A 26481-nucleotide genomic window follows, 5' to 3' on the forward strand; every position below is an offset into this window, starting at 1 on the left:
CGCTACTTTGTGGGCGCTACTTTCGGGGGAACGGCCAAAATTTCCCGCACAACGATTTCGTCGAGACACATTTGCTCGACCAGCGCATCGATCGTAGAAAACTTGACCATTCCGCGAACGTATTCCACGAACTCGACCTCGACCCGCTTTCCGTAGATATCGAAGTCTTGATCAAGGGCGTGCGCCTCAACCTGCTTCTCCGCGACGCCCTCAAACGTCGGATTGTTGCCGATCGACACCGCGGCCGCATAGCGCGTACCGTCGACCACCAGCCACGCCGCGTACACCCCGTCGGCCGGGGTGAATCCCTCGGAGTTCGCCTCAAGGTTCGCTGTCGGGTAACCGAGTTCTCGACCGCGTTGTTGACCCAGCACCACGATGCCGCGCACGGAATGCAGTGTCGTGAGAATACGCCCCGCTTCAGCAACCTGGCCATCAGCGAGTAGTTCCCGCACGAACGTTGACGAGATGCGGCGACCTGCCTCGAGCTCGACGTCATCAAGAACCACAACCTCAAAACCGTGCTCCTCGCCCAGCAACCGCAGCAACTGAACATCGCCGGTGCCGTGGGCACCAAAACGAAAATCTGCGCCGACAAGAATGACCCGAGTCGCGAGTGCATCAACCAACACCGTCTCAACAAACTCTGCCGCACTGACTTCGCTCAATGCGCGATCGAATGCAAGCACGAGAGTTGCATCAACTCCAGCCGAGGCGAGCCGTTCCAGCTTTTGTTGCTTGCTGACCAGAGGTTCGGGGCACGCCGTCGGATTCAGCAAACTCATGGGATTGCGATCAAAGGTCACAACAACGGAGTGCAATCCGCGCTCAGCGGCGACCTGCTCGAGTCGGGCAAGCACCGCACGGTGCCCACCGTGTACCCCATCAAACTTGCCGATGGTCACCGCAACCGCACCGAAGTCATTCGGTACAGCATCGATAGATTCGAACAACTCCATGTCAGCGATTCTCCTGAGAACGACGCACCCGAGACAACCAGAACAAACCAAGGATGGGAAGCACTAGAGGCACAAACAGGTAACCAGCCCCAAACGACGACCAGACAGTATCGGCCGGGAACAGCACCGCATCAAAAAGGCTGAGCAATCCGACGGTCACCACTCCCACGAGTTCGAACACGATCGCCACTACGGCAACCCGAAACCAGAGCTCACCCGAACGCACCAGGGCCACCGTGGCCACCACATACACGAGCCCTGCAACCCCCGACAGAAGATACGCAAAGGGAGCATCGTCAAACTTGGTAGCGATCTGAAAAAAGGATCGGGCGGTAGCGCCCAATGCCATCACCGCGTAGACGGCGATGAGCACACGGCCAATGCCCGACGCGGTAGAAGAATTCTTGCTAGTCATCGCTTCAACTTTAGGTGCTGTGGCCTAGGCCAACTGCACAAACCAGATTTCGCTCATTCGGTAAACCATGACAGCGACCGATAGGCAGGCGACCCCCAAAATTACGCTACTCCACCGGTTGCGTTCAATGAGGCCCCACAGGATTGCCGCCGGCGGAATCAGGATGGCCGAGACCAGGTAGATCCAGAACTCCAGCGCGCTGCCCGTCGCAACATTGCCGAAGGCTGGCGCGATGATAGCCATCACCAGTTGAACCACCAGCAGCGCCTCAACAAGCAGCGTGGCGCCAAGGGTGTAATCATTTGGTCGCACTCCTGCAAAGCCAACAGTGACCGCCGCCAAGCCCGCAATAACGGCCACGACAACCTGCACCCATACAAACCAATCAACCATTATCTGGCGCACCTTCCTGCACGACCGCTCGGACATCCGCCGGAAAATTCGAGAGGATGCGGGTGCGCCCGTTCACCACTTCGGCGAGACCAATCAGCCGCCCAGCAGGGTTCACTACGGCAATCGGACCGGCACCGACATTGCCCAGAGGAACCTGCTGGCCCCGGGAAAGCTCGAACGATTGCTGGTCATTGAGCTCGACACTGTCAAAGAGTTGACCCGCAACCACCGCCGGGGCGATGAGGTGCTGCTCAAGATCATCGGCAAGAGTGCTGGCGCCGTCAACATGGAAAGGGCCCACTCGGGTGCGGCGAAGCACGGTGAGGTGACCACCGACCCCCAAGGCCGCACCCAGATCGCGGGCAAGCGCCCGAACGTAGGTACCCGACGAGCAGTCCACTCGAGCCTCAACGTCGATGTGCTCCCCTCGCACAACCTCCAGCACTTCGAACGCTGAGACTGTGACGGCGCGTTCTGCAAGCCTGACTTCTTCGCCAGAACGTGCGAGCGTGTACGCACGCTTACCGTCAACTTTGATCGCACTGACGGAGCTTGGCCGTTGCATGATGTGACCGGTGAGCTGGGCGACGGCGGCCGCGATGTCTCGGTTGGTGATCGCACTCAGGGCGGCAGCATCCGCTGGTTCAGAGAGTTCCCCCTCAGCATCGTCAGTATTTGATGAGGCCCCCAGGCGAATGGTGGCAGTGTATTGCTTGTCAAGACCCACCAAGTAGGTCAGGAGCCGGGTGGCATTGTTAGCGCCAAGCACGAGCAGGCCCGTCGCCATGGGGTCAAGGGTGCCTGCATGCCCGATTTTGCGTGTACCGACGGATGCCCGCGCCCGAGCTATAACGCCGTGACTGGTGATGCCGTGCGGTTTGTCGATGAACAGGATGCCACTGGCAGGGTTGCGCGGAGCCTTAGCCACGACCGAACCTCCTCCACCCGCAGCCCCGGGTGGGCAGCGCAACAACATTAGCTAATTCTCTCGCACCTCACACCCGCCTCGACACCACCGGGCCGCCGTGACGCCGTGACGCCGGGCAGCGGTGACAGGAGTGCATGGCGGTGCCCGTAGACTTTGGCTATGCGAATCGGCGTCATAGGTGCGGGTGCCGTTGGCGGGGCTGTCGCCGGATTGCTTGCGCGTGCCGGCCATGATGTGGAGGTCACTGCACGCGGGGCCCACCTTGACACCATCCGCGCCTCCGGTCTGGCAATCACCGGGGTTTGGGGCGATAGCATCTCACGGTTGCGTGCGGCAGCAACCCTCACGCGCGTCAACGAACTCGTGATCGTTGCCACGAAAGCGCACGACGCAGAACAGGCACTTCGCGACAACATCACCTACCTCCGTAACGTGCCGGTCGTAATTTTTCAGAACGGGCTCGACTCTCTCGAAACCGCACACCGTGCTTCTCCTCGATCGGATGCGATTGGTGGCCTTGCTACCTTTGCGTCATCATTTCTCTCACCGGGAAATATCCATGTCACCGCGGCGGGGCCCAGCTACCTCGGGGTAGCAGGCGACAATGATGTGCCAGCCCGATATGCGGCACATATTCTCGATGCCGTCATGCCGACCTCCGTGGTCGCCAATTTCCGCGGTGCCCAGTGGACCAAGCTGGTCATCAATCAGGTCAATGCACTGCCCGCAATCACCGGATACAGCGTGCAATCAATCGTTGCCCACTCCTTGCTGCGCCGAGTGATGACAGCAAGCATGCGAGAGACGGTGAGAGTCGCGCTCTCGAATGGAATCCACTTCGAAACTCTGCAGGGTCTCAGCCATCGTCGACTGAAGAACTTCGCTCGATCACCACTGTGGATGAGCGAACTGCTGCCACGAGTCATGGCCCGCCGCATGGGGAGCACCCCCAATCCCGGCTCAACCCTTCAGAGCATCAAGCGTGGCCAGCCCAGCGAGGTTGATGCCCTCAACGGTGCCGTCGTTCGTGCCGCAACGGCGAAAAGCCAACCCGCCGCAGTGAACGCGCTCATGGTCGAACTTGTGCACTCTGTTGAGTCCAGCGGAACATTTTTTAGCCCTGACGACGTCGCCATACGGTACGCGGCACTAACACGTGACCGCTGAACCCTCAGCCGTTGACGACTCAGCTGCTGATGCTTCAGCCGGTGGGCCCTCAGCGGACAATGCTGGCACTGTATCGCGGCTAATCCGCGCGTGGTTCGTCGAGCACGGCCGCGACCTTCCGTGGCGTCGCGACGGGTTCGGCGCTTGGGGAATTTTGGTGAGCGAGATCATGCTGCAGCAGACCCCTGTTGCACGCGTCATCCCGCGACTCGAACAGTGGCTGGAACGGTGGCCCACGCCGGAGGCCCTTGCCGCGGCTGCTCCCGGAGATGCGGTTCGCGCCTGGGAACGCCTCGGCTACCCTCGACGGGCACTCAACCTTCATGCTGCCGCGACCGCGATCACGCACAACCACGGTGGCATGGTGCCCGAGGATGTCCCTTCACTGTTGGCGCTGCCCGGTATCGGGGAGTACACCGCTCGCGCCGTGGCCGCGTTTGCCTATGGCCACCGTCATCCGGTCGTCGACACGAACGTTCGCCGCGTCATCGCCCGGGTTGTGCTGGGTCAGGGCGAAGCGGGGCCGCCGTCGACCCGACGAGACCTCGCCGCAATGGAAGAACTGCTCCCTGCTGACCCCACTGACGCTCAGTCCACAAACGCTGCGACCATGGAACTCGGCGCGATCGTCTGCACCGCGAGAAAACCGCTGTGCCAAGAGTGCCCGGTACGCGATTTGTGTCAGTGGCGTGCCGATGGTTACCCGGTGTATGAGGGAAAACGGCCGGCGCCCCAGAAACGGTTCGAGGGATCAGACCGCCAGGTGCGGGGCCTCATCCTTGCCGAGCTTCGCGCGAGCGACGTGCCCGTAACTCCTGAAGAAATTGTGCAGGTGTGGCCTGATTCGGCACAGCGAGAACGAGCTCTGGATGGGCTTCTCAGAGACGGCCTTGTCGTACTCAGTGGCGCGGACTATGAGTTGCCCTAGTCGTCTTTGCTCTCGTAAACCGCGTCATCGTCGAAACCCGCTGCTTCTTCTTCGGCAGCATAATCGCGAGGCTTCACATAGGGGTCTTCGTCGCCGGCGTACTTCGCATCTTTCTTGAGCGAGCCGATGGACGCATCACGATGGTGCGCTTCGGTCAGCAGCGAGTCGATGAGGGCGGCGTTCTCCGGGATGCCGTCGGGGATGAACTCAATTGAGGGCGTCAGCCGCGCTGTGAGGTTCTTGCCCACTTCGCGGCGAACGAGCCCGGTCGCTGATTTGAGAGCCGCGGCGCTATCGATTCGCTCCTCGTCTGTACCATAAACGGTGAAGAAGACGGAGGCATGCTGCAAATCTCCAGTCACCCGAACATCGGTGATGGTGACAAACCCAAGCCGCGGATCTCTGATACCACGCTCAAGTGTCTTGGCCACGATTACTTTGATGCGGTCGGCCATTTTCGCCGCGCGAGCTGCGTCAACCATCTCTTCTCCTTAACTATTCTCCACCTCGGGGTTACCCGTGGCGTTGACGCCGGCCCCATCCAAGAAGCTTGCGGAGCTTCGCTTCTTGGATGGGGCCGGCGTCATAAGCCATCCGGACTAATCCCGCGGCTTTTCCTTCATTTCAATTGTCTCGATCTCGTCACCGATTTGGATGTCGTTGAACTTGCCCAATCCAATTCCGGCTTCGAAGTCGGTACGGACCTCAGTGACGTCATCCTTGAAGCGACGCAGCGAGTCGATCGCTAGGTTGTCGCCAACGACGACACCATCGCGGATGACTCGAGCCTTGGCGTTTCGCGTGATCGTTCCCGATCGTACGATGACACCAGCGATGTTTCCGACCTTGGAGGAACGGAAGATCTCGCGGATCTCTGCAAAACCAGACTGGACTTCTTCGAACTCAGGCTTGAGCATGCCCTTGAGTGAGTTCTCGACGTCTTCGAGTGCCGCGTAGATAACCGAGTAGAAACGTACGTCGACACCTTCGCGATTGGCGCGTTCGCGCGCCTTCGGGTCGGGGCGAACGTTGAATCCGATGATGATCGCGTTGTCTACGGTGGCGAGGTTGATGTCGCTTTCGGTAACAGCACCAACACCGCGGTGGATGATGCGCAGCTGAACTGAGTCATCAACATCAATCTTGAGCAGCGATTCTTCGAGAGCTTCAACAGCACCCGATACGTCACCCTTGATGATGAGGTTGAGCGATTCAACCTTGCCATCTTCGAGTGCCTTGGTGAAGTCCTCGAGGCTGATGCGCTTGCGGCTACGAGCCAGCAGGGCGTTACGCTCTGCCGCCTCGCGCTTTTCTGCGATCTGGCGAGCCATGCGGTCGTCGTCGGTGACCAAGAACACGTCGCCGGCCTTGGGAACCGAGGTGAGACCGAGCACGGCAACGGGACGCGAAGGTTCGGCCTTCTCGACAGAATCGCCGTTTTCATCGAACATTGCACGAACGCGGCCGTAGGCCGTTCCGGCGACGATCGGGTCTCCGACCGAGAGCGTTCCCGACTGGATGAGCACGGTGGCAACAGCACCGCGACCCTTGTCGAGTTTGGCTTCGATCGCGACACCACGAGCATCCTTGTTGGGGTTTGCGCGCAGGTCGAGTCCGGCATCCGCTGTCAGAAGCACAGCATCAAGAAGCTCCGTAATACCGACGTTGTTGAGCGCCGAGACATCCATGAACATGGTCTCTCCGCCGTATTCTTCAGCTACGAGACCGAATTCGGTGAGCTGCTGTCGGACCTTGGCCGGGTTTGCTCCCTCTTTATCGATCTTGTTGATCGCGACAACGATCGGAACGTTGGCTGCCTGAGCGTGGTTGAGTGCTTCAACCGTCTGCGGCATGATTCCGTCGTCGGCGGCAACCACCAGGATTGCGACGTCGGTGACCTGCGCACCACGAGCACGCATGGCGGTGAACGCCTCGTGACCCGGGGTGTCGATAAAGGTGATCGGACGTTCGATGCCGTCGTGCTCTTTGACAACCTGGTAGGCACCAATGTGCTGCGTGATGCCGCCCGCTTCGCCAGCAACAACGTTGGCGTTACGGATCGAGTCAAGCAGTTTGGTCTTACCGTGGTCGACGTGACCCATGACGGTGACAACGGGAGGGCGGACGATCAGTTCGTCATCCGATTCGTCTTCGAGTTCTTGATCGAGGTCCATGTCGAAGCCGAGCAGGAGCTCGCGGTCTTCCTCTTCAGGTGAGACCATTTCGATTTTGAAGCCGAGCTCGTCACCCAGGATGCCGAAGGTCGCCTCGTCGAGGGATTCCGTTGCGGTCGCCATTTGTCCCAGGTGGAACAGTACGGTGACGAGGTTTCCGGGACTCGTGTCGATCTTGTCGGCAAAGTCGGTGATCGATGCACCGCGGCGAAGACGAATAACTTCTTTGCCGTCACCGCGAGGAACGCTGACGCCACCCAGCGACGGGGCTTCTCTCAGTTCAAACTCTGCCCGCTTCGCCCGCTTTGACTTGCGCGCCTTGCTCTTGCCGCCGCCGCGACCGAACGCGCCTGCGGTGCCACCACCGGGGCCGCGACCGCGACCGCCACCGGGCGGACGGTTAGGACCAAAGTTGTTTCCGGGAGCGCCGCCGGGACGTGCACCACCACCGGCTCCACCGGGGCGCTGACCGCCGCCGGCACCGGGGCCGCCGGGACGCTGACCGCCGCCGGCACCGGGGCCGCCGGGACGCTGACCGAAGCCACCGGGACGGGTACCCTGACCGGGTCCACCCGGACGTGGAGCGCCGAGGCGTGGGGTTCCGGGGCGAGGCGCACCGGGACGAGGAATTCCGCCGCTGGCACCAGCACGTTGTGAGCCCTGGCTTGCGGCGTAGGGGTTATTGCCGGGGCGAGAGTTGCCGCCGCGCTGCATTCCCTGATTCGATGCGAAGGGGTTGTTGCCCGGACGCGGGGTACCCGGGCGAGGAATCGCCGACGGGCTTGGAGCAGCAGGTGTGTCGCCTTCGGGCTTTCCGCTGGCTTCAGCGGACGCCTTCTCTGCGGCCAAAGCCTTTTCGGCAGCCAAGGCCTGAGCTTGACGCTCAGCAACCGTCAAGGGTGCGGGAGCCGCGCCCTCCTCTGGTTCATGAGTTGGCTCGGGCGCCGAAACAGCAGCCGGCGCTTCGTCAGCCACGCCTGCAGGGTTCGGGGCACTGGGTGTTGGGGTCTTGGGCTTCGGCGCCGCTTTAGGCGCAGCCTTGGGCGCAGCTTTGGGCGCAGCTTTGGGCTTCTCCGGCTCTGGGGGAGCTTTCGCAGCGTCTGCCTCGAGGGCAGCTTTCAACCGTCGTGCGACGGGGGGTTCAATGCTTGACGAAGGGCCTTTAACGAATTCGCCCATTTCTTTGAGCTTCGCTAGTGCAGCCTTGCTATCGACGCCTGCTTCGGCGGCGACTTCGTGTACGCGTGGTTTGGCAGCCACATTTCTCCTGTCTGGGTCTGCTCCCAGACAGGGGCAGACCGCTAATTACGGACGGAACTCATTTAGAGCCGCTCATTAGTTGTCCATAGGTCAATCAGCCTGTTCGTTAGGGGGCACCGGTTGATGCCCCGTCTCATATTCAGCTAACACTGAAAGAAGTGTTCCGGAATCCAGCGGCGAATTCGCCCTAAAAGCACGCCCAAAAGCTCTGCGTTTGACCGCAGACTCATAACACGTGAATGTGGGGTGAAGCCACGCACCGCGACCCGGAAGTGCGGCCGAATAGTCGACCACAATCGCACCGTGAGATGCGACGATCCTCAGTAAGGAAGATCTGCTGTCGCTCGCACGACAGCCAATACATGTTCTTACTGCCTTCATGATACCCCTACTCTCCGCACGCGCACTCCCCCGGAGCGGAGATGGCCGCGGTCGCGCGACTATTCGTCGTCGAGAATCGAGTCGGGCTGGATGTCGATGCGGGCGCCGGTCAGTTTGGCCGCCAGCCGCGCATTTTGACCCTCTTTGCCGATCGCTAGCGAAAGTTGGTAGTCAGGAACGAGTGCTCGCACTGCTTTGGTCGCTTCGTCGATCACGAAGGAGCTTGAGACTTTGGCTGGCGACAGTGCATTCGCGACAAAAACCGCAAGATTCTCGGAGTAGTCAACGATGTCGATTTTCTCGTTGTTGAGCTCCGCTGTCACCGCTCGCACCCGTTGGCCGAGCTCCCCAATGCACGATCCCTTGGCGTTGATGCCTGCTTCTGTGGCGCGCACAGCCATCTTGGTACGGTGGCCGGCCTCACGAGCCACTGACGTGATCTCAACAAGTCCACTGGCGATCTCGGGGACTTCGAGGGCAAACAGTTTGCGCACGAGCGAAGGATGGGTGCGGCTGACAGTGATCTGAGGACCTTTGTCGCCCTTGTTTACGGCGGTGACATACACGCGCAATCGTGAACCGTGCGTGTACTCCTCGCTCGGAACCTGCTCTTCGGGAGGCATTATTGCCTCGACGGTGCCCAAATCGATGTGAATCATGCGCGGATTGGGGCCCTGCTGGATCACTCCGGCAACGATGTCGCCCTCGCGCCCTTTGAATTCGCCGAGAACCTTGTCGTCCCCGATGTCTCGAAGTCGCTGGTTGATGACCTGTTTCGCCGCAAACGCTGCGATACGACCGAAATCACTGGGACTGTCTTCAGCCTCGCCAACGATTGCGCCCTCGTCGTCGTACTCGGGAACCCACACGCTAACGTGGCCGGTCTTTCGATCAAGGACAACGCGAGCAGTCGGGGCAGCTTCGGCAGCTTTACCTTCGGGAGCCTCAACGTGTTTGAGGTAGGCACTCGTAATTGCCTGCTCAATGATCAACACCAGTTCTTCGAACGGTATCTCTCGCTCGCGCTCCATCATGCGCAGCACGCTCAAGTCGATATCCATTGAGGGCCTCCGATATTCATTTAGGGGTGATGACTCTCTGGGCCGTGCTGCTCAGAATAGGCTAGTTTAGCCGCCTTAACTGAGCAGCGCCGCACGCACCTCAGCGATGCCTGTGCTGGTGCTGGTGCGCTCGTTGGTGGCTCGATCCCACACCTCGACCATTCCGTTGGCGGCATCGCGGCCGACAATCACGATCTTCGGCACGCCCAACAGCTCGGCATCGCCGAACTTTACGCCGGGCGAAACCTTGCGCCGGTCATCGAAGAGAACGTCAAGTCCCGCGCTTTCGAGGGATGAGACCAAGCTTTCCGCCGTCTCAAACACCACCTCGTCTTTACCGGCGGCAACGATGTGCACATCAAACGGACTGATGTTCTTGGGCCACAAGAGCCCCTTGCCATCGTTGGTGGTCTCCGCAATTGCGGCCATCAGACGGGTCACGCCGATGCCATACGAGCCCATCGTCACGGTGACAAGCTTGCCGTTTTCGTCGAGGACCTTGAGCCCAAGCACCTCCGCATATTTGCGGCCGAGCTGGAATACGTGACCAATCTCCATGCCGCGAGCGGTCTCAATGGGGCCGCTTCCGTCGGGAGCCGGGTCGCCCTCGCGCACGTCCGCGACCTCGACGGTACCGTCGGCCACAAAGTCGCGGCCCGCAACAAGATTAAGAACATGCTTCTCAGGGATGTTTGCGCCGGTGATCCATTGCGTACCCTCAACAACACGGGGGTCGAGCAGGAAACGCACGCCCGTTGCAGACTCTTTGCCAAGAACGGCACCCTCTGGTGACCAGGGGCCGATGTAGCCCTTCACAAAGCCGGGGTTACCCTCTCGCTTCGCGAGATCGGCAAAGTCCTTCTCGGTTGCTGCTTCAACCTCGGCGGGTGCGAAAGCAACCTCGGCACGCTTCAGATCAACATCGCGATTGCCTGGCAGACCCACAACGACTAACTCGCGGCGTCCGTCAAGGAAGCGCAGCGCAAGAACCACATTTTTGAGAGTGTCGGCGGCGGTCCACAGACGATCCACGCGCGGCTGTTGCTCGTTGGCGAGCGCGACGAGCGTCTCGATTGTGGGGGTGTTTGGCGAATCGAAAACGAGCGCCGCGGGAAGGCCGTCAATCGGCTGCACCTCGGGTGGCGTCGTTCGGTAGGCCTCAATGTTCGCGGCATACCCGCCAGCCGAGCGAACAAAGGTGTCTTCGCCGATCGGGGTGGGGTGCAAAAACTCTTCGCTCTTGGAGCCACCCATGGCTCCCGCATCCGCCGCGACCACGACATACTCAAGGCCCAAGCGAGTGAAAATGCGTTCGTAGGCATCACGGTGCTGCTGGTACGAAACGTCGAGTCCGGCATCCGTGTAATCGAAAGAGTAGGAGTCTTTCATCGAGAACTCGCGCCCGCGCAGCAGGCCAGCACGCGGGCGTGCCTCGTCGCGGTACTTGTCCTGAATTTGGTAGAGCGCCAGAGGCAAATCTTTATAGCTCGAATAAAGATCCTTCACGAGCAGCGTGAATACCTCTTCGTGGGTGGGCGCCAACAAATAGTCGACATCTCTGCGGTCTTTAAGCCGGAAAATTCCGTCGCCATACTCCGACCAGCGACCGGTCAGCTCATAGGGCTCACGCGGCAGAAGCGCCGGAAAGAGCACCTCTTGCGCACCAAACGCCTCAAGCTCCTCACGGATGACCGCCTCAATCTTGCGGCGAACCTTGAGGCCGAGCGGCAACCACGCAAACACCCCGGGAGCCTGTCGACGGATGTAGCCGGCACGCACCAAGAGGCGGTGGCTGGCCACTTCGGCATCGACGGGGTCTTCGCGAAGCGTGCGGACAAAGAGTTGTGAGAGACGTGTAGACACGCCTCAATGGTAGTCGCGCTAGGGGACGAGAACTTGCGGGCTGCCGACCTCTCCGGCGGGCATCTCTGAGGCGATCCGGTTTGCCTCCTCGATCAGCGTGGCGACGATCTCTGATTCGGGCACAGTCTTGATAACTTCGCCCTTGACAAAGATCTGGCCCTTGCCGTTTCCGCTAGCAACACCGAGGTCGGCCTCACGAGCTTCACCCGGTCCGTTCACGACACACCCCATCACAGCAACCCGCAGCGGAACAGTCATGCCTTCGAGGCCCGCGGTGACGTCGTTCGCAAGCTTGTAGACATCGACCTGGGCACGACCACAGCTCGGGCACGAAACGATTTCGAGCTTGCGCTCACGCAGGTTGAGCGACTGCAGGATCTGCAGTCCAACCTTGACCTCCTGCACCGGTGGCGCAGACAGTGAGACCCGAATCGTGTCACCGATGCCTTCAGAGAGCAGGATGCCGAACGCTGTCGCGCTCTTGATGGTTCCCTGAAACTCGGGGCCAGCCTCGGTCACACCGAGATGCAATGGCCAGTCGCCTCGCTCAGCCAGCATGCGGTAAGACTTGACCATCACGATGGGGTCATTGTGCTTGACCGAAATCTTGAAGTCGTGAAAGTCGTGCTCCTCGAAGAGACTCGCCTCCCACACAGCACTCTCGACGAGCGCCTCGGCGGTGGCCTTGCCATACTTTTGCAGCAGGCTGGGCTCGAGCGAACCCGCGTTCACGCCAATACGGATGCTCACGCCAGCGTCTTTCGCCGCCTTCGCGATGTCCGCAACCTGATCATCGAACTTGCGAATGTTTCCGGGATTGACGCGCACCGCACCAACTCCGGCATCAATCGCCGAAAATACGTACCGCGGCTGGAAGTGAATATCGGCAATAACGGGAATCTGGCTCTTTTTCGCGATGATGTGCAAGACATCCGCATCGTCCTGATGGGGAACGGCGACACGAACAATGTCGCAACCCGAAGCAGTCAGTTCGGCGATCTGCTGAAGAGTTCCATCGATATTCGTGGTTTGCGTTGTTGTCATTGACTGCACACTGACCTGCGAGTCGCTGCCGACTCCGACAGAACCGACCTTTATCTGACGAGTCTTTCGGCGAGGAGCGAGGACTTCGGGAACTTTCGGTATTCCAAGATTGATTGCTGGCACTGAACCAGTCTAGAGCCGACTCCTGAACCAGAGCGGAACTCTAGCGCGCGGCGAGGTGCGCCGTCAGTGCTGCAACAAACTCCGTTGGGCGTTCCAAGTGAGCTGAGTGCCCGCAGTTTTCCCACGCCAACTCCGTATATTCGCCGCCATTGGCCGCATAGTGATCGAACACGGCACGCGTCTGCTCAATCATCGGCTGCGGCGGCGCAACCTCGGCACCCGGCCAGCCCGGAATCACACCCAATTGGCCCAAGAAGTTGAGGTCGAAACCCGAAGCGTCAGAAACGATTGCATCGTTGAGCCCGCGCACCCAGAGCACTGGTGGCTTTGTTGCCAACTCAGTAATGCCACTGACATTGAAGTGGTCGGGCGTCATCGTGTTGAGCACACCGCGCCCGCCGGGGCCAAAGCCAGGCCAGGCCTCCACCACAACGGAATCACCCGGGTAGTTACCTTCCCCCGTTGCCGTTGTGAGCATCGACTCCACCCACAGGTCTTCGTGCTCAGTGTGCTGGTCGGGGTTCGCGACGTAAGCGGCGCGGAACACCATCCGTGCGGATGCCGGAGAATCGTCACTCGTGTTTCCCGCGTTCAGTTGGGCGATAAAGTCGGGATTCGCTCCCCCGCCACCGGTGCCCGGGCACTGGGCAGCAAGCAGCTCGCCCGTGGCGCCCTTGGTGCCACCAAACCCGAAAGGCGAGACGGGAGAAACGAAGGTTGCCGTGGCAACGCGCTCAGCGTGATCCAGCATGAACTGCATCACCACACCACCGCCCATGCTCCAGCCGACGAAATGTGCGCGTTCCACACCGAGCGAATCAAGAACCGAAGCCACGTCATCAGAAAAATCGCGAACGCCACGCGTGGCATCCACCGGCAGCGTTTCGCTGTCTCCAAAACCGCGGAGGTCGATAGCGAGCGCCCGCACACCGGCGCCGAGGCTCAGCATTGTGGGCTGCCAAAACAGCGACGAGGAAACATTGCCATGAACGAAAACAACGGTCGATGTTGCATTTTGGGCCGGGCGTTCCAGCACTGACGCGACCAGTCGGGCGGTGGTGACACTGTGCTGAACGATGCCGTTGAGAAGAGTTGCCATGGGGTGTCCTTTGCGTTGGTGAAACTGCGAGTAGGTGAAACTGCGCGGAATGCGGGCTTTCGGGGAAACTATGCGGAGATAAGGTCGACGGTCAGCTCGGGCTCGGTTGCTGCCCGAACAGTGGCTTCGTCGACGCCGGGCGCGAGCTCGCGCAACACGAGACCCTCTGCAGTGATATCGATGACCGCCAGATCGGTGATGATGCGGTGAACAACGCCGCGACCGGTGAGCGGCAGCGAACACTCATTCACGATCTTAGGGCTGCCATCTTTGGCGACATGCTCCATGAGAACGATCACTCGAGCGGCACCGTGCACCAGATCCATGGCGCCGCCTGGTCCCTTGACCATCTTGCCGGGAATCATCCAGTTGGCGAGATCGCCGGCGGCCGAGACCTGCATCGCGCCCAGAATAGCTGCGTCAATCTTGCCGCCACGGATCATCCCGAAGCTCATCGCCGAATCGAAGAACGCGGTGCCCGGAAGGGTCGTCACCGTCTCTTTGCCCGCGTTAATCAAGTCGGGGTCGACATTGCCTTCAGTGGGGTACGGCCCAACCCCGAGAATGCCATTCTCCGACTGCAGTACAACAGAGCGACCCTCGGGAACATAGTTTGGTACCAGCGTCGGCAATCCAATACCCAGGTTCACGTAGGAACCATCAGCCAGCTCGAGCGCAGCACGAGCCGCCATTTCTTCACGTGTCAAAGCCATCACGCCACCCCCGGCCGCACAGTGCGGCGTTCGATTCTCTTCTCGACGTCGGAGCCGACCTCGATTACTCGTGAGACATACACTCCGGGCAAGTGCACGGCATCCGGTTCAATCTCACCGGGTTCGACCAGTTCTTCGACCTGGGCGATGCAGACCCGCCCCGCCATTGCCGCAAGCGGCGAAAAGTTACGCGCCGATTTAGCAAAAACAAGGTTGCCAAGACGATCGCCCCTGAGTGCGTGCACGAGCGAAAAGTCGGTCGTGATCGACTCTTCGAGCACGAACTCTTTCGACCCTCCCTTGACCTCGAAAGTGCGAACCTCTTTCTGAGGCGACGCAACCGCGATGCCCCCCGCACCGTCATAACGGCGCGGCAGGCCACCCTCAGCAACCTGAGTACCCACACCCGTCTGAGTGAAAAATGCGGCAATGCCCGAACCACCCGCGCGAAGCTTCTCAGCAAGCGTGCCCTGCGGTGTCAACTCAACCTCAAGCTCGCCGGTCAAAAACTGGCGCTCAAACTCCTTATTTTCCCCAACATATGACGACGTCATTTTGCGGATGCGGCGAGCGCCCAGCAGCACGCCCAAACCCCAGTCATCCACACCACAGTTGTTGCTCACGATGCTCAAATCGTCGGAGCCCAACTCCAGCAGCGCCTGAATCAGAACCATCGGATTGCCGCAGAGGCCGAAGCCTCCCACCGCAAGAGAGGCGCCACTCGGAATATCGGCTATAGCCTCGGCCGCCGACCCCACTGTCTTATCGATACTCACGCTCGAACCTCCCGCGGTCGACTCGTCAAAAGTTCATCCATGACGCCCGCAACACGATCTGCGCCACGCGGTGTCAAAGTAATTGTGTAGTGGTTGACGTTGGCCGCCTCATGAAAAGTCACATTCGGAAGTTCGGAACGCCAGCGGTTACGCTGCTCCGGAGAATACAGCGCGGGCAGCTGATTGAGAAGACCCCGAGGCGCACGAATGAAATGCACCGGAACCGTCAGGTCCTGCAGAGCGCTAAGATAATGCTCGTCGCCGCTCAGCTGCACCGCATCACAACTGACCGCGGCAAGGTTGCTCGCCGGATGCAAATAGGGCTCAGAGCCGACCAGGTCATAATCCACGTAGTCACGCACAGCATCCGTGAACTCATCCGCAAACGCAGGGTGGCTTCTCCAAAACTTCTGATAACTTTCGCGATCGGCAAACGTCATCGACAGCCGCTCAGCAGCCGGCCCCAAAATCACCTGCGGCAGCTCCTCCAGAGAAGTGCCCTCCGGCGCAGGAATCGGCAAACCGCCGTCGATGAGGATCAACGCCGACACACGCTCCGGGTACTGCGCCGCCAAGCTCGCAGCGACGAATCCCCCCATCGAATGCCCTACCACGAGCGCCGAGGCGGTATCGGTCGCCGCTAGCAGTGCGTTCATGTCGGCGGCGTGCTGCGGCATCCCGAACGGTGCGGGAAGCTCACGGCTGGCACCGCGCCCGCGCAGATCGGGGGCGATAACCCGATACTCGGGAAATGCGGCAGCGATGAGCGGCCATGACATGTGGGATGCCGTGATGCCATGAATGAGCAGGATTGTGCCGGTGGGCACTGAGTCTGGTTCCCAGATCGCGGCTGTGAGTTCCCCGCCCTCCACGGGGCACCGGATGGTTCGATAGTGCTGTGTCATCGTGCGCTCCAGCCGCCATCCATCGTGTAGGAGGCCCCCGTGACCATTCCGGCGGTGTCGCCGGTCAGCCACAAGACAAGATCGGCCACTTCCTCGGGTTCAAGCAATCTCTTGATGACGCTCTCAGTCAGCATGACTTTCTCAACGACTTCAGACTCGGGGATACCGTGCGCTTTTGCCTGGTCAGCGATCTGCTTTTCGACCAGAGGGGTGCGCACATAGCCGGGATTCACGCAGTTGCTGGTGACGCCGTGAGCTCCACCCTCCAGAGCCGTCACTTTGGAGAAACCTTCGAGCGCGTGCTTCGCGGTGACATAGGCCGACTTGTAGGGCGATGCCCGCAGACCATGCACTGAGCTGATGTTGATGATGCGCCCAAACTCACGCTCGTACATTCGCGGCAACGCGGCCCGCACGAGCAGGAACGGCGCTTCGACCATGAGATCGAGGATGCGCCTGAACATTTTCGGCTCAAAGCTCTCAATCGCACTCACGTGCTGAATGCCCGCATTGTTGACGAGGATGTCGATGTCGAGGGTGAGATCGGCAAGGGCCGCCGTGTCGGTGAGGTCAACCTGCCAGGCTTCGCCGCCGACCCGCGCCGCTTGGGCTGTAGCGGCATCGCCGTTGAGATCGGCAACGATCACGTGCGCCCCGGCATTCGCGAGCGACACGGTGCACGCCGCCCCTATCCCGCTGGCACCACCAGTGACGAGGGCCCTTCGGCCCGAAAGATCAGTCATTTCTCGACTCCCCCACGGTTCGGCTCCGGCACAGCCAGAGCACGGCGAATAAATGTGATCATGTGATCGAGAACATCGTCAGGAACCCGTGAGGTTCCGCTGGCGGTCGGATCGGCATCGTTTCCTGCCGTCGGGGAATCGCCCCACAGCACCCACCGCATCCCGATCATCTCGCCAATGCCCATGAGAGCCCAGGCAGCCACAGTCGGATCAATATCGCCAATTTCACCCAGCAACTGTGCTTCTTTGAGCCCCTCGATGTAACCATCGACGATGCGCGAATAGTGCAACCGGAGCGACTTGGGTGACACGAATTCGGCCTCGCGAACCACCCGATAAAGTGCCGGATGCTCGGCCGTGAACTCGAAGAACGCGCGAAAACCTGCACGCTCCGATTCGATGCGATTGGATGCCGCAGCCGACGCCTCACTCATGGCCCGGCGCACCCGGCGGTTGAGATCCTCAACGAGCTCCTCAAAAATCTCGAGCTTGCTCGCAAAGTAGAGGTAAAACGTGCCCTGGCCGACACCCGCCTCTTCGGTGATGCGCACGATCGACGCATCCGCGTAGCCGTAGCGGGCAAAGACTATTTCGGCTGCTTCGATCAGTTTGGTTTTGGTGCGGGTGCCGCGAGCGGTAAGCGGTGTAGTCATGAACTGATCCGTCCTGCTTGTGCAGACTCTTCGGTCCATTGGCCGAGCAAAACACGGCGGCGCACCTTGTCGCTGGAGGAGCGCGGGATCGATTCCACGAACAGCGCGCGCTTGGGCACTTTGTACTTGGCGAGGGCGGCGCTAGCAAAGTCGAGCAGATCTGTTTCGTCGGTCGCGGCCCCCGAACGCACCACGACCCACGCCACCGCGACTTCGCCCCATTGCTCATCGGGCACACCAACAACGGCAACATCGGCCACGGCGGGGTGGCCGAACAGAACGCCTTCAATCTCTGCGGGAGCGACCGACTCTCCCCCGGTAATGAAAATGTCTTTGATGCGATCCAGCACGCGGTAGTAGCCTTCGGCATCGCGGCTCACCAGATCACCGGTGGCCAACCATCCGTCGCGAAGCGCCAGCGCCGTTGCCTCCGGCGCACGAAAGTAGCCGCTGAAAACTCCGGGGCCATGCACGAGCAACTCACCCTGACCCGCACCCTCGATGCGTTCTCCCGTGACGGGGTCGGCGATATCGACGTCGACGTGCGGGTAGGGCTTTCCCGCCGAACCGATTCGAACACGCGCCTCCTCATCCGGGAGGCACAGCACGTTGGGGGCGGCTTCGGTAAGACCGTAGCCCTGCGTGAGTGCCACCCCGCGGCTATGCCACACCCGCAGCAGCGGCTCAGGCATCGGCGCGCCGCCCACAATAGCGTGCGCCAAACTCGACAGGTCGCTCGAGGCGAATCGTGGATGCTGCGACAAGATTAGGTAGTTCGCCGGCACCCCCATCATGGTGGTGATTCGGCGGTCAGCGATGAGCTGAAGCACCCGTGCCGGGTCAAAAGTGCGTTCAAGCACGACCGTTGCGCCCATCCACCACGCCAACAGCGGCTGAATATTCCAGCCCCCCACGTGATACTGCGGCATCACTGCGAGCACCGTATCGGCACTCGTGATCTCGGCAGTGCGCGAGAGCGACAAATTGGTCCAGAAGCAGTTGGAGTGGGTCAGGATCGCGCCCTTGGCCTGCTCAAGGGTCCCCGAGGTGAAGACAATGAGCAGTGCATCGTTATCCTGCACGGGGCGTCGCACCGGCGGTGTCGAATCGCGTCGAAGCGGAGCAACGATGTCGCGTTCGATTCCGTGCGTTCCCAGAATCCCTCGAGCAATGGGAGTAATCAACCGATCAGTGGCCAAGCTTGCCAGGGTAGAAAACTCATCTTCCACCAGCAACAGCGCTGGGTCGGCCTGTTCAAGCTGCTGCGCTATTTCCCGCGGGGACAGCCGCCACGATAACGGCACCAGCACCAACCCTGCTTTAGCGCAAGCGAAGAAGACGACCACGTGGTCGGAGCTATTTCCGGTGATCGTGGCAATGCGATCACCGACACCGTAGCCGCCATCGAGGAAAACTTCAGCGAGAGCAGTAGCCCGATCATCCAATTGTCGATAGGTCAGCACCACACCGCGATCGTCGACCGCCACGCGCTCGGGCGTCGCCAGGGCGCGATCAGCAGTCCACCGCCCTAGCGTGTGTAGCACTTCGGGCTGACTCATTCCGCCTCCTCAAGCCGCTTGCGAGCAACCGGTGTGGCACGAGTACCTGTTCCGAGGCGTCTCGTAGCACCGGCGATTCCTCCGGGAAGGAACAACACCACAAGGATAAACAGCGTGCCGAGGATAAAGAGAGGTTCTGAGAGAGGAATACGCAGAACTGCGGGAAGGTCGGCGATCGCCTCAGACCCAGCGAGTGCAGTGAGGCGCTGATCGAGCAGCGTGTAAACAATGCCGCCAACGATCGCACCCCAGCGTGAGCCAACGCCACCGAGCACCACGATCACGAGAATCGTGAGAGTGAAGTCTGCGGATGTTGCCCGCGGCGTCGTTCCGCTCTGCAGGAGCAAGTGGACCATCCCCACGAGCGACGCCAGCACTGAAGCGATCACAAACGCCATCAGCTTTACGCCGAACGGGCGCAACCCGAGCACACGAACCCGCAGCTCATTCTCGCGAGTTGCCGTCACCGCATGACCGGCACGAGAGTTCTCAAACCACGCAACGATGATGAACACGACAACTAGCAGCGCCAGGGCAAGCCAATACAGGTTGCGCGTGTTCAGCACACCAATAAAGAATTCCGGGATGTGTTCGGTGTCGAGCCGCAAACCTTCCTCACCACCGGTGATGGAGGGATTGCGGCGCACGAGCACGTTTCCGGCCTGAGCAAACGCCAGGGTCACCATCGCGAACGAAATTCCGGTAACCCTCAGGCTCAGCGAGCCAAGCAGATATGCCGCCGCGATGACGATCGCCAAGGTGAGTCCCAACGCGGGGATCAGGGTGAGCTCCGTCTGCTGCAGCACGATCCCGAGGCCGTAGGCACCGAGCGCGAAGTACAGTGCGTGACCAAACGACAGCATTCCGGCGGTACCGAACAAGAGGTGGTAGCTGAGAGCGAGCGACGCAAAGAGTAACGCCAGTGCAAGCAACTGCAGGGTTCCCGGCGTATACGTGGCGCCCGGCAATACGCCGGGGATCGAAATATTTAGCACCGGCAGGAGCGCGGCAAGCACCACGAAGGCGCCGCCAACAATCCACCACGTGCGCTGGCTGAGGTTCGTGAGCGACTTCATGCTTTCTTCCCCAAGATTCCGGTTGGCCGAACCAACAACACGACAGCGAGCAACAATACGACCATGAGGTCACCCGTGCCGCCGAGGTAATAGTTGGCGAACTGCTGCAGGATCGCGACGACGACCGAGGCAATGGCGGCACCGGCGAGCGATCCCAGACCACCGATCACCGTGACGATGAAGGCGAAGATCAGCAGGGATCCGCCCAGCTGTGGCGATACGTAGCCGAAGTAGTGCGAGGCGAGTACACCGCCGAGACCGGCTGCTGCACCACCGATCGCGAAGACGACCGTGAACGCTTTGCGAACGTCGATGCCGAGTGCCGTCACCATTGACCGGTTCTCAACCCCGGCCCTAATGACTAGGCCGAAACGGGTATACCGCAAGAACGCGACAATACCGAGGAGCACCAGCACAGCGGCCCCGATCAGCAAGAAGCGGTCGTTCGGAACTAGCGCACCGAAGATTTCTGTCGTCTCTGACAGCCACGGTGGTGCGGTGACGTAGATCGCATCTGTTCCCCAGATGCCCTCAAAGAGCGCGACGGTTGCCAGCGCTAGACCCACAGTCACCAGCACTTGTTCGATGTGGCGATTGTACAGACGCCGAATCAGCAGGAACTCGGTCGCCGCTGCAACGACGGCACCAACCACCATGCCCAGCAGCAGCGAGGCGATCAGCGTGCCCCAGCTTTCGCCGCCCATCCGTCTGGCCAATTCCCACCCGGCGAAAGCACCGAGGGTGAGAAACGATCCATGGGCAAAGTTCAGCACGCCCATGAGCCCGTAGATCAGCGAAAGACCGGATGCCACCAAGAAGTACAGTGCCCCAAGCCCCAGGCCCGTAATCAGCAGGAGAATTATGGTGCTCACGCGACCCCTAACAATTCTTTTGTCAACGCCCCATTGCCGAGTAACTCTTCGGCGCTTCCGTCGTAGACAACTCGTCCGCCCTCAAGCACAATCGCTCTCTCGGCGAGCATCCGCACAACCTGAAGGTTCTGCTCAACCAGAAGCACGGGAACGGTTTCTGCTGCGCGTTCGAGGGCACGCGCCACATCCACCACGATGAGGGGTGCCAAACCCTTTGTCGGTTCATCAACCAAGAGCACACGGTTGTCATTCACGAGCGCGCGAGCAAGCGACACCATCTGCTGTTGGCCACCCGAAAGGGTTCCCGCAAGCTGATGTGAGCGCTCGGTGAGATCGGGAAAGAGCTCGGCGATAAGCTCACGATTCGGAGACGAGTCACGCTCAGCGAGCCGAAGATTCTCCGCAACCGTAAGAGAAGCAAAAACTTCGCGGTCTTCGGGCACATAACCCACACCGCGCTGCACAATTCGGTGAGTTGGTTCGCGATCAATTCGCTCACCCGCGAGCCTCACCTCGCCCGAACGTTCGATGAGCCCCAAAATTGCCCGCAGCGTGCTCGTCTTACCCACACCGTTGCGGCCGAGCAGAGCAGTCACCCCCACAGGAAGCATCTCAAAGCTCACCGATTCAACAACCTGCTGGCCCTCGATATTGGCGTTAAGATCAGAGACCGTGAGAATGGATTCGCTCATAGTGGAGCCCCCAAATAAGCCTTCTGCACCGCTTCGTCTGCCATTACCGCATCCGGGGTGTCACAGGCGAGCAACTGGCCGTGGTGCATGACCGCCACGCGGTCAACTAGGCCCAGCACGACATCCAGGTGATGTTCGACCATCAGCACGGTGCGCCCAGAACGATGAACCTGGCGAATGACCTCGCTGAGGCCGGCAACATCGCCCGAAGCGACACCCGCCATCGGCTCATCGAGCAAAATTACGCTGGGATCTGTGGCAAGCAGCATCGCGATTTCAAGTTTGCGTTTGTCACCGTGTGACAGCACCCCTGCGGCGGTGTTGCCGTGGTGATCCAAGCCGACCTCATCGAGTCGACCTCTGGCAATCGTTGTTGCTGCATCGTTTGACCGGGGAAACCGAATCACCGAAGTGGAACCACCCAGTTTGACCTGAGCCGCCAGTCGCACGTTCTCCACGGCGCTCAGCGCCGGGAACAGACTGGAGGTTTGAAAAGTTCTGCCGAGACCCGCCCGGGCTCGCGCATCAATGGTCTGATTCGTGACATCACACCCCTCAAGAGTGACAACGCCACCGGTGGGTGTCATCACCCCGGAGATGAGGTTGAAGAGCGTGGTTTTTCCTGCCCCGTTGGGGCCGATCACGCCGAGCATCTCACCCCTGGCAACCGACAGTGACACGTCATCGATGATGACGGCACCGCCGATCGACAGGGCGAGGTGCTCGACCGTGAGCACGGGCTGGTCCGACATTGTTGGGAGCTACTTACTCTGCGATGGGTGGGGTTACGGCGTCTGCGTCAACGGCCGTGACGAGTTCAGGAGCCCATGAGTCGCCATCAGCGACGAGCTTCACCTGGAACATCGGCTGGATCATTGCGTGGTCTTCAGCACGAACTGTGATCGAACCCTTGACGGAGTCGAACGTCCAGCCCTCAAGAGCCGCAATCATGGCATCCACATCGTCGCCGCCTTCACGAACTGCGTGAACAACCATCTGAGCGGCAACGAAACCGTCGGGTGAGAAGAGGTCAGCCTGCTTGCCCTCTGCCTCGAGGTAGCTCACCATCGCCTGATTGGCTTCGTTGTCCGTTGCTTCGCCGAAGTAGTGATTGAGGAAGCTGATCTTGTCACTCGCGGGGCCGTAGGCACCGTAGGTCGAGATGTCACCAAGACCGGTTGCTACAGGAACGCTATCGAACACGCCCTGCTGGCTGAGGGCTTCCCACATGGCACCTGAAGTTGCTCCGGCCCACGCCACGAATACGAGATCGGGCTGCGCATCAACGACCTGCTGAGCGAAGGGGGTGAACTCTGTTGCGTCCTCGGGAACGAGAAGACTCGTCACGTCGCCACCCTGGCCGCCGAGCACGGCAGTTGCCGCAGCAACGTTGCCCTGACCGAATGCGGTGTCCTGAGCGAAGACCAAAACCGACTTCCCTTCCGGGTCACCGATGAAGGTTCCCGCGGTGGCAACGTCTTGGAAACTCTGTCGACCTGAACGGAAGGTGTAGCCGTTGACACCCGTAACAGCATCTGCTGCTGCAGGGCCCGAGATGTAGAGCACCTCGTTCTGTTCGGCCTGTTCCGCCAGCGCCAAAGCGATTCCGGACGATACGGTGCCGACGATCACCTTCTTGCCTTGACCAATCACGTCCTTAGCCGCAGTAACGGCCTTGTCGGCGTCGCCGGCGTCATCCGTGATCTCGATGTTGAGTTCGCGGCCGTCGACGGTGCCTGTGCCGTCGGTGGCGTAGTCGAGACCGGCATCGAAGCCGGCAAGGTAGGCCTCCCCGTAGGCCGCAAGCGGACCTGTTTGAGACGTGATCATCGAGATATCGACCGGAGCGAGCTCGTCGCCGCCCGATCCGGTATCTACGCTGGGGGCACAGCCCGCCAGTGTGAGTGCAACCGTCGCAATTAACGCCGGAGCGAGGTACTTTTTACTGACCCGCATGATGGGACCTTTCCTGCTGCCTTAGAAGGATTGTGATCTGAACCTGAGACCCGGTTCAGGTTTCATGTAGCCTATGGTTGCACAACCTCGCTGTCAACAACGGCGCACAAACAAAGGAGTATGCACAGTGGCCAACAGCCCCGCACCCAACGATGTAGTAATCCTTTCCGCAACACGCACCCCACAAGGGAAACTGCGCGGACAACTGGGCTCACTCACCGCTGTTCAGCTCGGCGCAGTAGCTCTCAGCGCAGCAGTAGAACGCGCCCGAGTCAACGTCGACGACATCGACCAGATCATCTTCGGTCAGGTTCTGCAGGCCGGCGCTGGCCAAAACCCCGCCCGCCAGACCTCCATCGCCGCCGGCATCGGCTGGAAAACTCCGGCGGTCACCGTGAACAAAGTGTGTCTATCTGGGCTTGCCGCCATCGTGGATGCTGCGCGCCTCATCCGTCTCGGCGAAGCAAACGTCGTGGCTGCCGGCGGTCAAGAATCCATGACCAACGCACCGCACATACTGGCTGGATCGCGCATGGGTTGGGCTTACGGAACAGTCTCTGCACTCGACTCCGCCGCCCACGACGGGCTCACGGATGCCTTCGATGCTGAATCGATGGGCGCCAGTACCGAACGCCACAATGGCCGTCTCGATATCGGTCGCACCGAGCAGGATGAGATTGCTGCCGCCTCCCACGTGCGTGCTGCCGCCGCAATGGAGTCCGGTGTTTTCGCCGACGAGATTGCGGCCGTTACGATTCCTCAGCGCAACGGTGACGACCTCGTGATCGATACGGATGAGGGTGTACGCGCCAACACGACCGTCGAAACTCTCGCAGGGTTGCGCCCCGCCTTCGACCCGGCGGGAACCATCACTGCCGGAAACTCGTCCCCCCTCAGCGATGGCGCATCCGCCGTAATTCTGGCCAGTCGAGCGTGGGCCGAAGAACACGGCCTCACCTGGCTTGCCGTGCTTGACCGCTCAGGCCACGTCGCCGGCCCCGATAACTCACTGCACTCGCAACCCTCCCGTGCCATTGCCGCGGCGCTGGAAAACGCCGGGTGGACCGCTGACAGTCTCGACTTCGTCGAGATCAATGAAGCATTCGCTGCGGTGAGCCTTCGTTCAACCGCAGAGCTGGGGTTGAGCCATGACATTGTGAACATTCATGGTGGAGCAATCGCCCTCGGACACCCCATTGGCGCCTCTGGCGCACGGCTCGTGGTGCACGCGGCTCATGAGCTCGCTCGCCGGGGTTCCGGTCGGGCTGCCGTCGCACTCTGCGGTGGCGGCGGACAGGGCGACGCCCTCCTGCTCCGCCGCTAACGCAAGAGGATGCGGTCGGTCTAGAAGAACGAAATCGGCTTGACGATGTCTGCGTAGATCAGCAGCGCACTCATGCTGCCAAGCAGCACAACGACCACCAGAGTCAGGGGAATGATCTTCGCGGTGTCAACAGGGCCCGGATCGGGCTTGCCAAACAGCTTGGCGAAAAAACGACGGATTGCCTCGTAGAGGGCACCCGCCACATGACCACCGTCGAGGGGCATCAGCGGCACCAGGTTGAAGACAAACAGCGCCACGTTGAGAGAGCCAATCAAACCGACCAGCGACGCCACACGGTCGGCAACCGGAGATGAATCGAGGCTGGAAATTTCGCCGGCGATACGGCCAACCCCGACCACACTGATCGGGCCGTTCGGGTCGCGCTCACCGGGACCGAAAGCTGCATTAGCAACATCGATCATGCGCTGGGGAAGGTTCAGAATCACGTTTCCGACGGCTACGACGTTGTCTCCGACAGCGGGCAGAACAGCTGTCACCGGTTGCGGGACAGTTTCTACGGCCGAACCGATCCCTAAGAAACCATATTCTTCCGTTTGCGGTTCACCTGCCGCGTTCTCAAGAATCCGGCCACGGTCATCGTAGACATAGCGTTCCGTGAGCAGTGGCTCGACGAGGAGGGTTCTCTGGCTTCCCTCACGATCGACCACGACCGTGAGGTCATCGCCCGCCGCCGCCCGAATGTACTCCGTGGCTTCAGCCCACGATTCCACCGGCTCACCATCCATCGACACAAGCCGGTCGCCCGGCAGTATTCCCGCAGCAAAACCGGGGGCTGCGGGATCAGAACTCTCACAGGTTTGACGCTCCGAGGTGGCAGCAAGCACGCACTCAGAAACGCTGCCGATCGTTGTTGTGGTCTGGGGTAACCCGAAACCCACCAAAAGAATCGCGAACATCACGACTGCGATCAGCAGATTCATGAACGGGCCGCCGAGCATAATGATGACTCGCTTGAATACAGGCAAATTATAGAAAGCCCGTGACTCGTCGACATCGACGAGGGTGTCCGCACTCGCGGTGCGAGCATCCTGCACCAGGGACTGAAAAATACCGGTCGTAGCCGTTCGACCACCACTGTTCGCTTTTCCCGGAGGGTACATCCCGGCCATCGCGATATAGCCGCCCAAAGGAATCGCCTTGACGCCATACTCCGTCTCGCCACGCTTGCGAGAAAAGAGCGTCGGGCCGAAACCAATCATGTATTGGCTAACTCGCACCCCAAAGAGTTTTGCCGGCACCAAGTGGCCGATCTCGTGCAGGCCGATCGACACGGCAAGGCCGACGACGACCACCAGGATGCCGAGAAGATATAGGAGCACGTTTTCCACCAGCTAAGAATAGCCACGCGCACCGACGCCGACCTGTGCCAGCGCTGTGGAGCGCTCAGAACTGACCC

26 protein-coding genes are annotated in these 26481 nt (G+C 60.6%); 3 read left to right on the forward strand and 23 right to left on the reverse strand.

Features of this window, described 5'->3' with window-relative positions; genetic code table 11:
• Nucleotides 1-2 precede the first annotated feature (2 nt).
• From FB472_RS02510 to truB, 4 genes are read right to left on the reverse strand one after another with little or no spacing between them, the layout of a single operon-like run.
• Entirely contained in the window at nucleotides 3-959 is a 957-nt protein-coding gene (locus FB472_RS02510; RefSeq protein WP_141989518.1) for a bifunctional riboflavin kinase/FAD synthetase, read from the reverse strand.
• Nucleotide 960: 1 nt separating this feature from the next.
• Nucleotides 961-1374 carry a hypothetical protein gene (locus FB472_RS02515; protein WP_141989519.1) on the reverse strand — a complete coding sequence of 138 codons (414 nt, stop codon included), beginning with the start codon at nucleotides 1372-1374 and terminating at the stop codon, nucleotides 961-963.
• 24 nt (nucleotides 1375-1398) lie between these two features.
• A complete protein-coding gene (locus FB472_RS02520) occupies nucleotides 1399-1767 on the reverse strand; it encodes a hypothetical protein (protein WP_035896781.1) in 369 nt (122 codons plus the stop codon).
• A complete protein-coding gene (gene truB / locus FB472_RS02525; protein WP_246078031.1) occupies nucleotides 1760-2695 on the reverse strand; it encodes a tRNA pseudouridine(55) synthase TruB in 936 nt (311 codons plus the stop codon). Before truB ends, FB472_RS02520 begins: the two co-directional genes overlap by 8 nt.
• Nucleotides 2696-2854: 159 nt before the next feature.
• On the opposite strand from truB, the gene FB472_RS02530 reads away from it, so the two are divergent.
• Together FB472_RS02530 and FB472_RS02535 are read left to right on the forward strand one after the other, a co-directional pair.
• Nucleotides 2855-3862 (forward strand): ketopantoate reductase family protein, encoded by a 1008-nt coding sequence (locus FB472_RS02530; RefSeq protein ID WP_141989521.1) that lies wholly within the window; start codon nucleotides 2855-2857, stop codon nucleotides 3860-3862.
• Between the two features lie 82 nt (nucleotides 3863-3944).
• A complete protein-coding gene (locus tag FB472_RS02535; RefSeq protein WP_035897879.1) occupies nucleotides 3945-4790 on the forward strand; it encodes an HhH-GPD family protein in 846 nt (281 codons plus the stop codon).
• Here the strand turns inward: FB472_RS02535 and rbfA are convergent.
• The 18 genes from rbfA to FB472_RS02625 all read right to left on the reverse strand — a co-directional run bounded on the left by rbfA (nucleotide 4787) and on the right by FB472_RS02625 (nucleotide 23740).
• Entirely contained in the window at nucleotides 4787-5272 is a 486-nt protein-coding gene (rbfA, locus tag FB472_RS02540) for a 30S ribosome-binding factor RbfA (protein WP_141989522.1), read from the reverse strand. The two genes, FB472_RS02535 and rbfA, sit on opposite strands and share 4 nt — an antisense overlap.
• 117 nt (nucleotides 5273-5389) lie before the next feature.
• Nucleotides 5390-8224, reverse strand: a complete 2835-nt coding sequence (infB, locus tag FB472_RS02545) for a translation initiation factor IF-2 (protein ID WP_141989523.1) — start codon at nucleotides 8222-8224, stop codon at nucleotides 5390-5392.
• Between the two features lie 90 nt (nucleotides 8225-8314).
• Nucleotides 8315-8605: a YlxR family protein gene (locus FB472_RS02550; RefSeq protein ID WP_141989524.1), complete on the reverse strand. Its 291-nt coding sequence runs from the start codon at nucleotides 8603-8605 to the stop codon at nucleotides 8315-8317.
• 59 nt (nucleotides 8606-8664) lie between these two features.
• Complete coding sequence (nusA, locus tag FB472_RS02555) at nucleotides 8665-9666, reverse strand: transcription termination factor NusA (RefSeq protein WP_141989525.1); 1002 nt, start codon at nucleotides 9664-9666, stop codon at nucleotides 8665-8667.
• A gap of 75 nt (nucleotides 9667-9741) precedes the next feature.
• Nucleotides 9742-11529, reverse strand: coding sequence for a proline--tRNA ligase (locus tag FB472_RS02560; protein WP_141989526.1), 1788 nt, complete (start codon nucleotides 11527-11529; stop codon nucleotides 9742-9744).
• A gap of 18 nt (nucleotides 11530-11547) precedes the next feature.
• Nucleotides 11548-12696, reverse strand: coding sequence for a flavodoxin-dependent (E)-4-hydroxy-3-methylbut-2-enyl-diphosphate synthase (ispG, locus tag FB472_RS02565; protein ID WP_141989527.1), 1149 nt, complete (start codon nucleotides 12694-12696; stop codon nucleotides 11548-11550).
• 40 nt (nucleotides 12697-12736) lie between these two features.
• Nucleotides 12737-13795 (reverse strand): alpha/beta fold hydrolase, encoded by a 1059-nt coding sequence (locus FB472_RS02570; protein ID WP_141989528.1) that lies wholly within the window; start codon nucleotides 13793-13795, stop codon nucleotides 12737-12739.
• Nucleotides 13796-13863: 68 nt separating this feature from the next.
• Complete coding sequence (locus tag FB472_RS02575; RefSeq protein ID WP_193742384.1) at nucleotides 13864-14508, reverse strand: CoA transferase subunit B; 645 nt, start codon at nucleotides 14506-14508, stop codon at nucleotides 13864-13866.
• Nucleotides 14508-15284: a CoA transferase subunit A gene (locus FB472_RS02580; protein WP_021809832.1), complete on the reverse strand. Its 777-nt coding sequence runs from the start codon at nucleotides 15282-15284 to the stop codon at nucleotides 14508-14510. Before FB472_RS02580 ends, FB472_RS02575 begins: the two co-directional genes overlap by 1 nt.
• Nucleotides 15281-16189, reverse strand: a complete 909-nt coding sequence (locus tag FB472_RS02585; protein WP_141989529.1) for an alpha/beta fold hydrolase — start codon at nucleotides 16187-16189, stop codon at nucleotides 15281-15283. The genes FB472_RS02580 and FB472_RS02585 overlap by 4 nt, the downstream gene beginning before the upstream one ends.
• Nucleotides 16186-16932, reverse strand: a complete 747-nt coding sequence (locus tag FB472_RS02590) for a 3-hydroxybutyrate dehydrogenase (RefSeq protein ID WP_141989530.1) — start codon at nucleotides 16930-16932, stop codon at nucleotides 16186-16188. The genes FB472_RS02585 and FB472_RS02590 overlap by 4 nt, the downstream gene beginning before the upstream one ends.
• Nucleotides 16929-17585, reverse strand: coding sequence for a TetR/AcrR family transcriptional regulator (locus FB472_RS02595; protein WP_021809829.1), 657 nt, complete (start codon nucleotides 17583-17585; stop codon nucleotides 16929-16931). The genes FB472_RS02590 and FB472_RS02595 overlap by 4 nt, the downstream gene beginning before the upstream one ends.
• The gene (locus FB472_RS02600) at nucleotides 17582-19144 is read right to left on the reverse strand and encodes a class I adenylate-forming enzyme family protein (RefSeq protein WP_141989531.1); all 1563 of its coding nucleotides are present in this window, start codon (nucleotides 19142-19144) and stop codon (nucleotides 17582-17584) included. The genes FB472_RS02595 and FB472_RS02600 overlap by 4 nt, the downstream gene beginning before the upstream one ends.
• Nucleotides 19141-20220, reverse strand: a complete 1080-nt coding sequence (locus FB472_RS02605; RefSeq protein ID WP_021809827.1) for a branched-chain amino acid ABC transporter permease — start codon at nucleotides 20218-20220, stop codon at nucleotides 19141-19143. The genes FB472_RS02600 and FB472_RS02605 overlap by 4 nt, the downstream gene beginning before the upstream one ends.
• Nucleotides 20217-21092 (reverse strand): branched-chain amino acid ABC transporter permease, encoded by an 876-nt coding sequence (locus FB472_RS02610; RefSeq protein WP_141989532.1) that lies wholly within the window; start codon nucleotides 21090-21092, stop codon nucleotides 20217-20219. The genes FB472_RS02605 and FB472_RS02610 overlap by 4 nt, the downstream gene beginning before the upstream one ends.
• The gene (locus tag FB472_RS02615) at nucleotides 21089-21784 is read right to left on the reverse strand and encodes an ABC transporter ATP-binding protein (RefSeq protein WP_141989533.1); all 696 of its coding nucleotides are present in this window, start codon (nucleotides 21782-21784) and stop codon (nucleotides 21089-21091) included. Before FB472_RS02615 ends, FB472_RS02610 begins: the two co-directional genes overlap by 4 nt.
• Nucleotides 21781-22536, reverse strand: coding sequence for an ABC transporter ATP-binding protein (locus tag FB472_RS02620; RefSeq protein WP_141989534.1), 756 nt, complete (start codon nucleotides 22534-22536; stop codon nucleotides 21781-21783). The genes FB472_RS02615 and FB472_RS02620 overlap by 4 nt, the downstream gene beginning before the upstream one ends.
• Nucleotides 22537-22549: 13 nt before the next feature.
• The gene (locus FB472_RS02625) at nucleotides 22550-23740 is read right to left on the reverse strand and encodes a substrate-binding domain-containing protein (protein WP_141989535.1); all 1191 of its coding nucleotides are present in this window, start codon (nucleotides 23738-23740) and stop codon (nucleotides 22550-22552) included.
• A gap of 127 nt (nucleotides 23741-23867) precedes the next feature.
• Between FB472_RS02625 and FB472_RS02630 the strand changes: the two genes are divergently transcribed.
• Nucleotides 23868-25064 carry an acetyl-CoA C-acetyltransferase gene (locus FB472_RS02630; protein ID WP_141989536.1) on the forward strand — a complete coding sequence of 399 codons (1197 nt, stop codon included), beginning with the start codon at nucleotides 23868-23870 and terminating at the stop codon, nucleotides 25062-25064.
• A gap of 20 nt (nucleotides 25065-25084) precedes the next feature.
• On the opposite strand, the gene FB472_RS02635 is transcribed toward FB472_RS02630, so the two are convergent.
• On the reverse strand, nucleotides 25085-26413 hold the full coding sequence (locus tag FB472_RS02635; RefSeq protein ID WP_215730369.1) for a M50 family metallopeptidase: 1329 nt from the start codon (nucleotides 26411-26413) through the stop codon (nucleotides 25085-25087).
• Nucleotides 26414-26481: the final 68 nt, after the last annotated feature.

Origin of the sequence: Rhodoglobus vestalii (assembly GCF_006788895.1) — a bacterium.
In the GTDB taxonomy this organism is placed as follows: Bacteria; Actinomycetota; Actinomycetes; order Actinomycetales; family Microbacteriaceae; genus Rhodoglobus; species Rhodoglobus vestalii.

What these genes read in the sequence shown, in the direction of transcription:
- FB472_RS02510 (WP_141989518.1), bottom strand. Translation starts at nt 959, where the DNA reads ATGGAGTTGTTCGAATCTATCGATGCTGTACCGAATGACTTCGGTGCG.
- FB472_RS02515 (WP_141989519.1), bottom strand. Translation starts at nt 1,374, where the DNA reads ATGACTAGCAAGAATTCTTCTACCGCGTCGGGCATTGGCCGTGTGCTC.
- FB472_RS02520 (WP_035896781.1), bottom strand. Translation starts at nt 1,767, where the DNA reads ATGGTTGATTGGTTTGTATGGGTGCAGGTTGTCGTGGCCGTTATTGCG.
- FB472_RS02530 (WP_141989521.1), top strand. Translation starts at nt 2,855, where the DNA reads ATGCGAATCGGCGTCATAGGTGCGGGTGCCGTTGGCGGGGCTGTCGCC.
- rbfA (WP_141989522.1), bottom strand. Translation starts at nt 5,272, where the DNA reads ATGGTTGACGCAGCTCGCGCGGCGAAAATGGCCGACCGCATCAAAGTA.
- FB472_RS02550 (WP_141989524.1), bottom strand. Translation starts at nt 8,605, where the DNA reads ATGAAGGCAGTAAGAACATGTATTGGCTGTCGTGCGAGCGACAGCAGA.
- nusA (WP_141989525.1), bottom strand. Translation starts at nt 9,666, where the DNA reads ATGGATATCGACTTGAGCGTGCTGCGCATGATGGAGCGCGAGCGAGAG.
- FB472_RS02570 (WP_141989528.1), bottom strand. Translation starts at nt 13,795, where the DNA reads ATGGCAACTCTTCTCAACGGCATCGTTCAGCACAGTGTCACCACCGCC.
- FB472_RS02575 (WP_193742384.1), bottom strand. Translation starts at nt 14,508, where the DNA reads ATGGCTTTGACACGTGAAGAAATGGCGGCTCGTGCTGCGCTCGAGCTG.
- FB472_RS02585 (WP_141989529.1), bottom strand. Translation starts at nt 16,189, where the DNA reads ATGACACAGCACTATCGAACCATCCGGTGCCCCGTGGAGGGCGGGGAA.
- FB472_RS02590 (WP_141989530.1), bottom strand. Translation starts at nt 16,932, where the DNA reads ATGACTGATCTTTCGGGCCGAAGGGCCCTCGTCACTGGTGGTGCCAGC.
- FB472_RS02595 (WP_021809829.1), bottom strand. Translation starts at nt 17,585, where the DNA reads ATGACTACACCGCTTACCGCTCGCGGCACCCGCACCAAAACCAAACTG.
- FB472_RS02600 (WP_141989531.1), bottom strand. Translation starts at nt 19,144, where the DNA reads ATGAGTCAGCCCGAAGTGCTACACACGCTAGGGCGGTGGACTGCTGAT.
- FB472_RS02605 (WP_021809827.1), bottom strand. Translation starts at nt 20,220, where the DNA reads ATGAAGTCGCTCACGAACCTCAGCCAGCGCACGTGGTGGATTGTTGGC.
- FB472_RS02615 (WP_141989533.1), bottom strand. Translation starts at nt 21,784, where the DNA reads ATGAGCGAATCCATTCTCACGGTCTCTGATCTTAACGCCAATATCGAG.
- FB472_RS02620 (WP_141989534.1), bottom strand. Translation starts at nt 22,536, where the DNA reads ATGTCGGACCAGCCCGTGCTCACGGTCGAGCACCTCGCCCTGTCGATC.
- FB472_RS02625 (WP_141989535.1), bottom strand. Translation starts at nt 23,740, where the DNA reads ATGCGGGTCAGTAAAAAGTACCTCGCTCCGGCGTTAATTGCGACGGTT.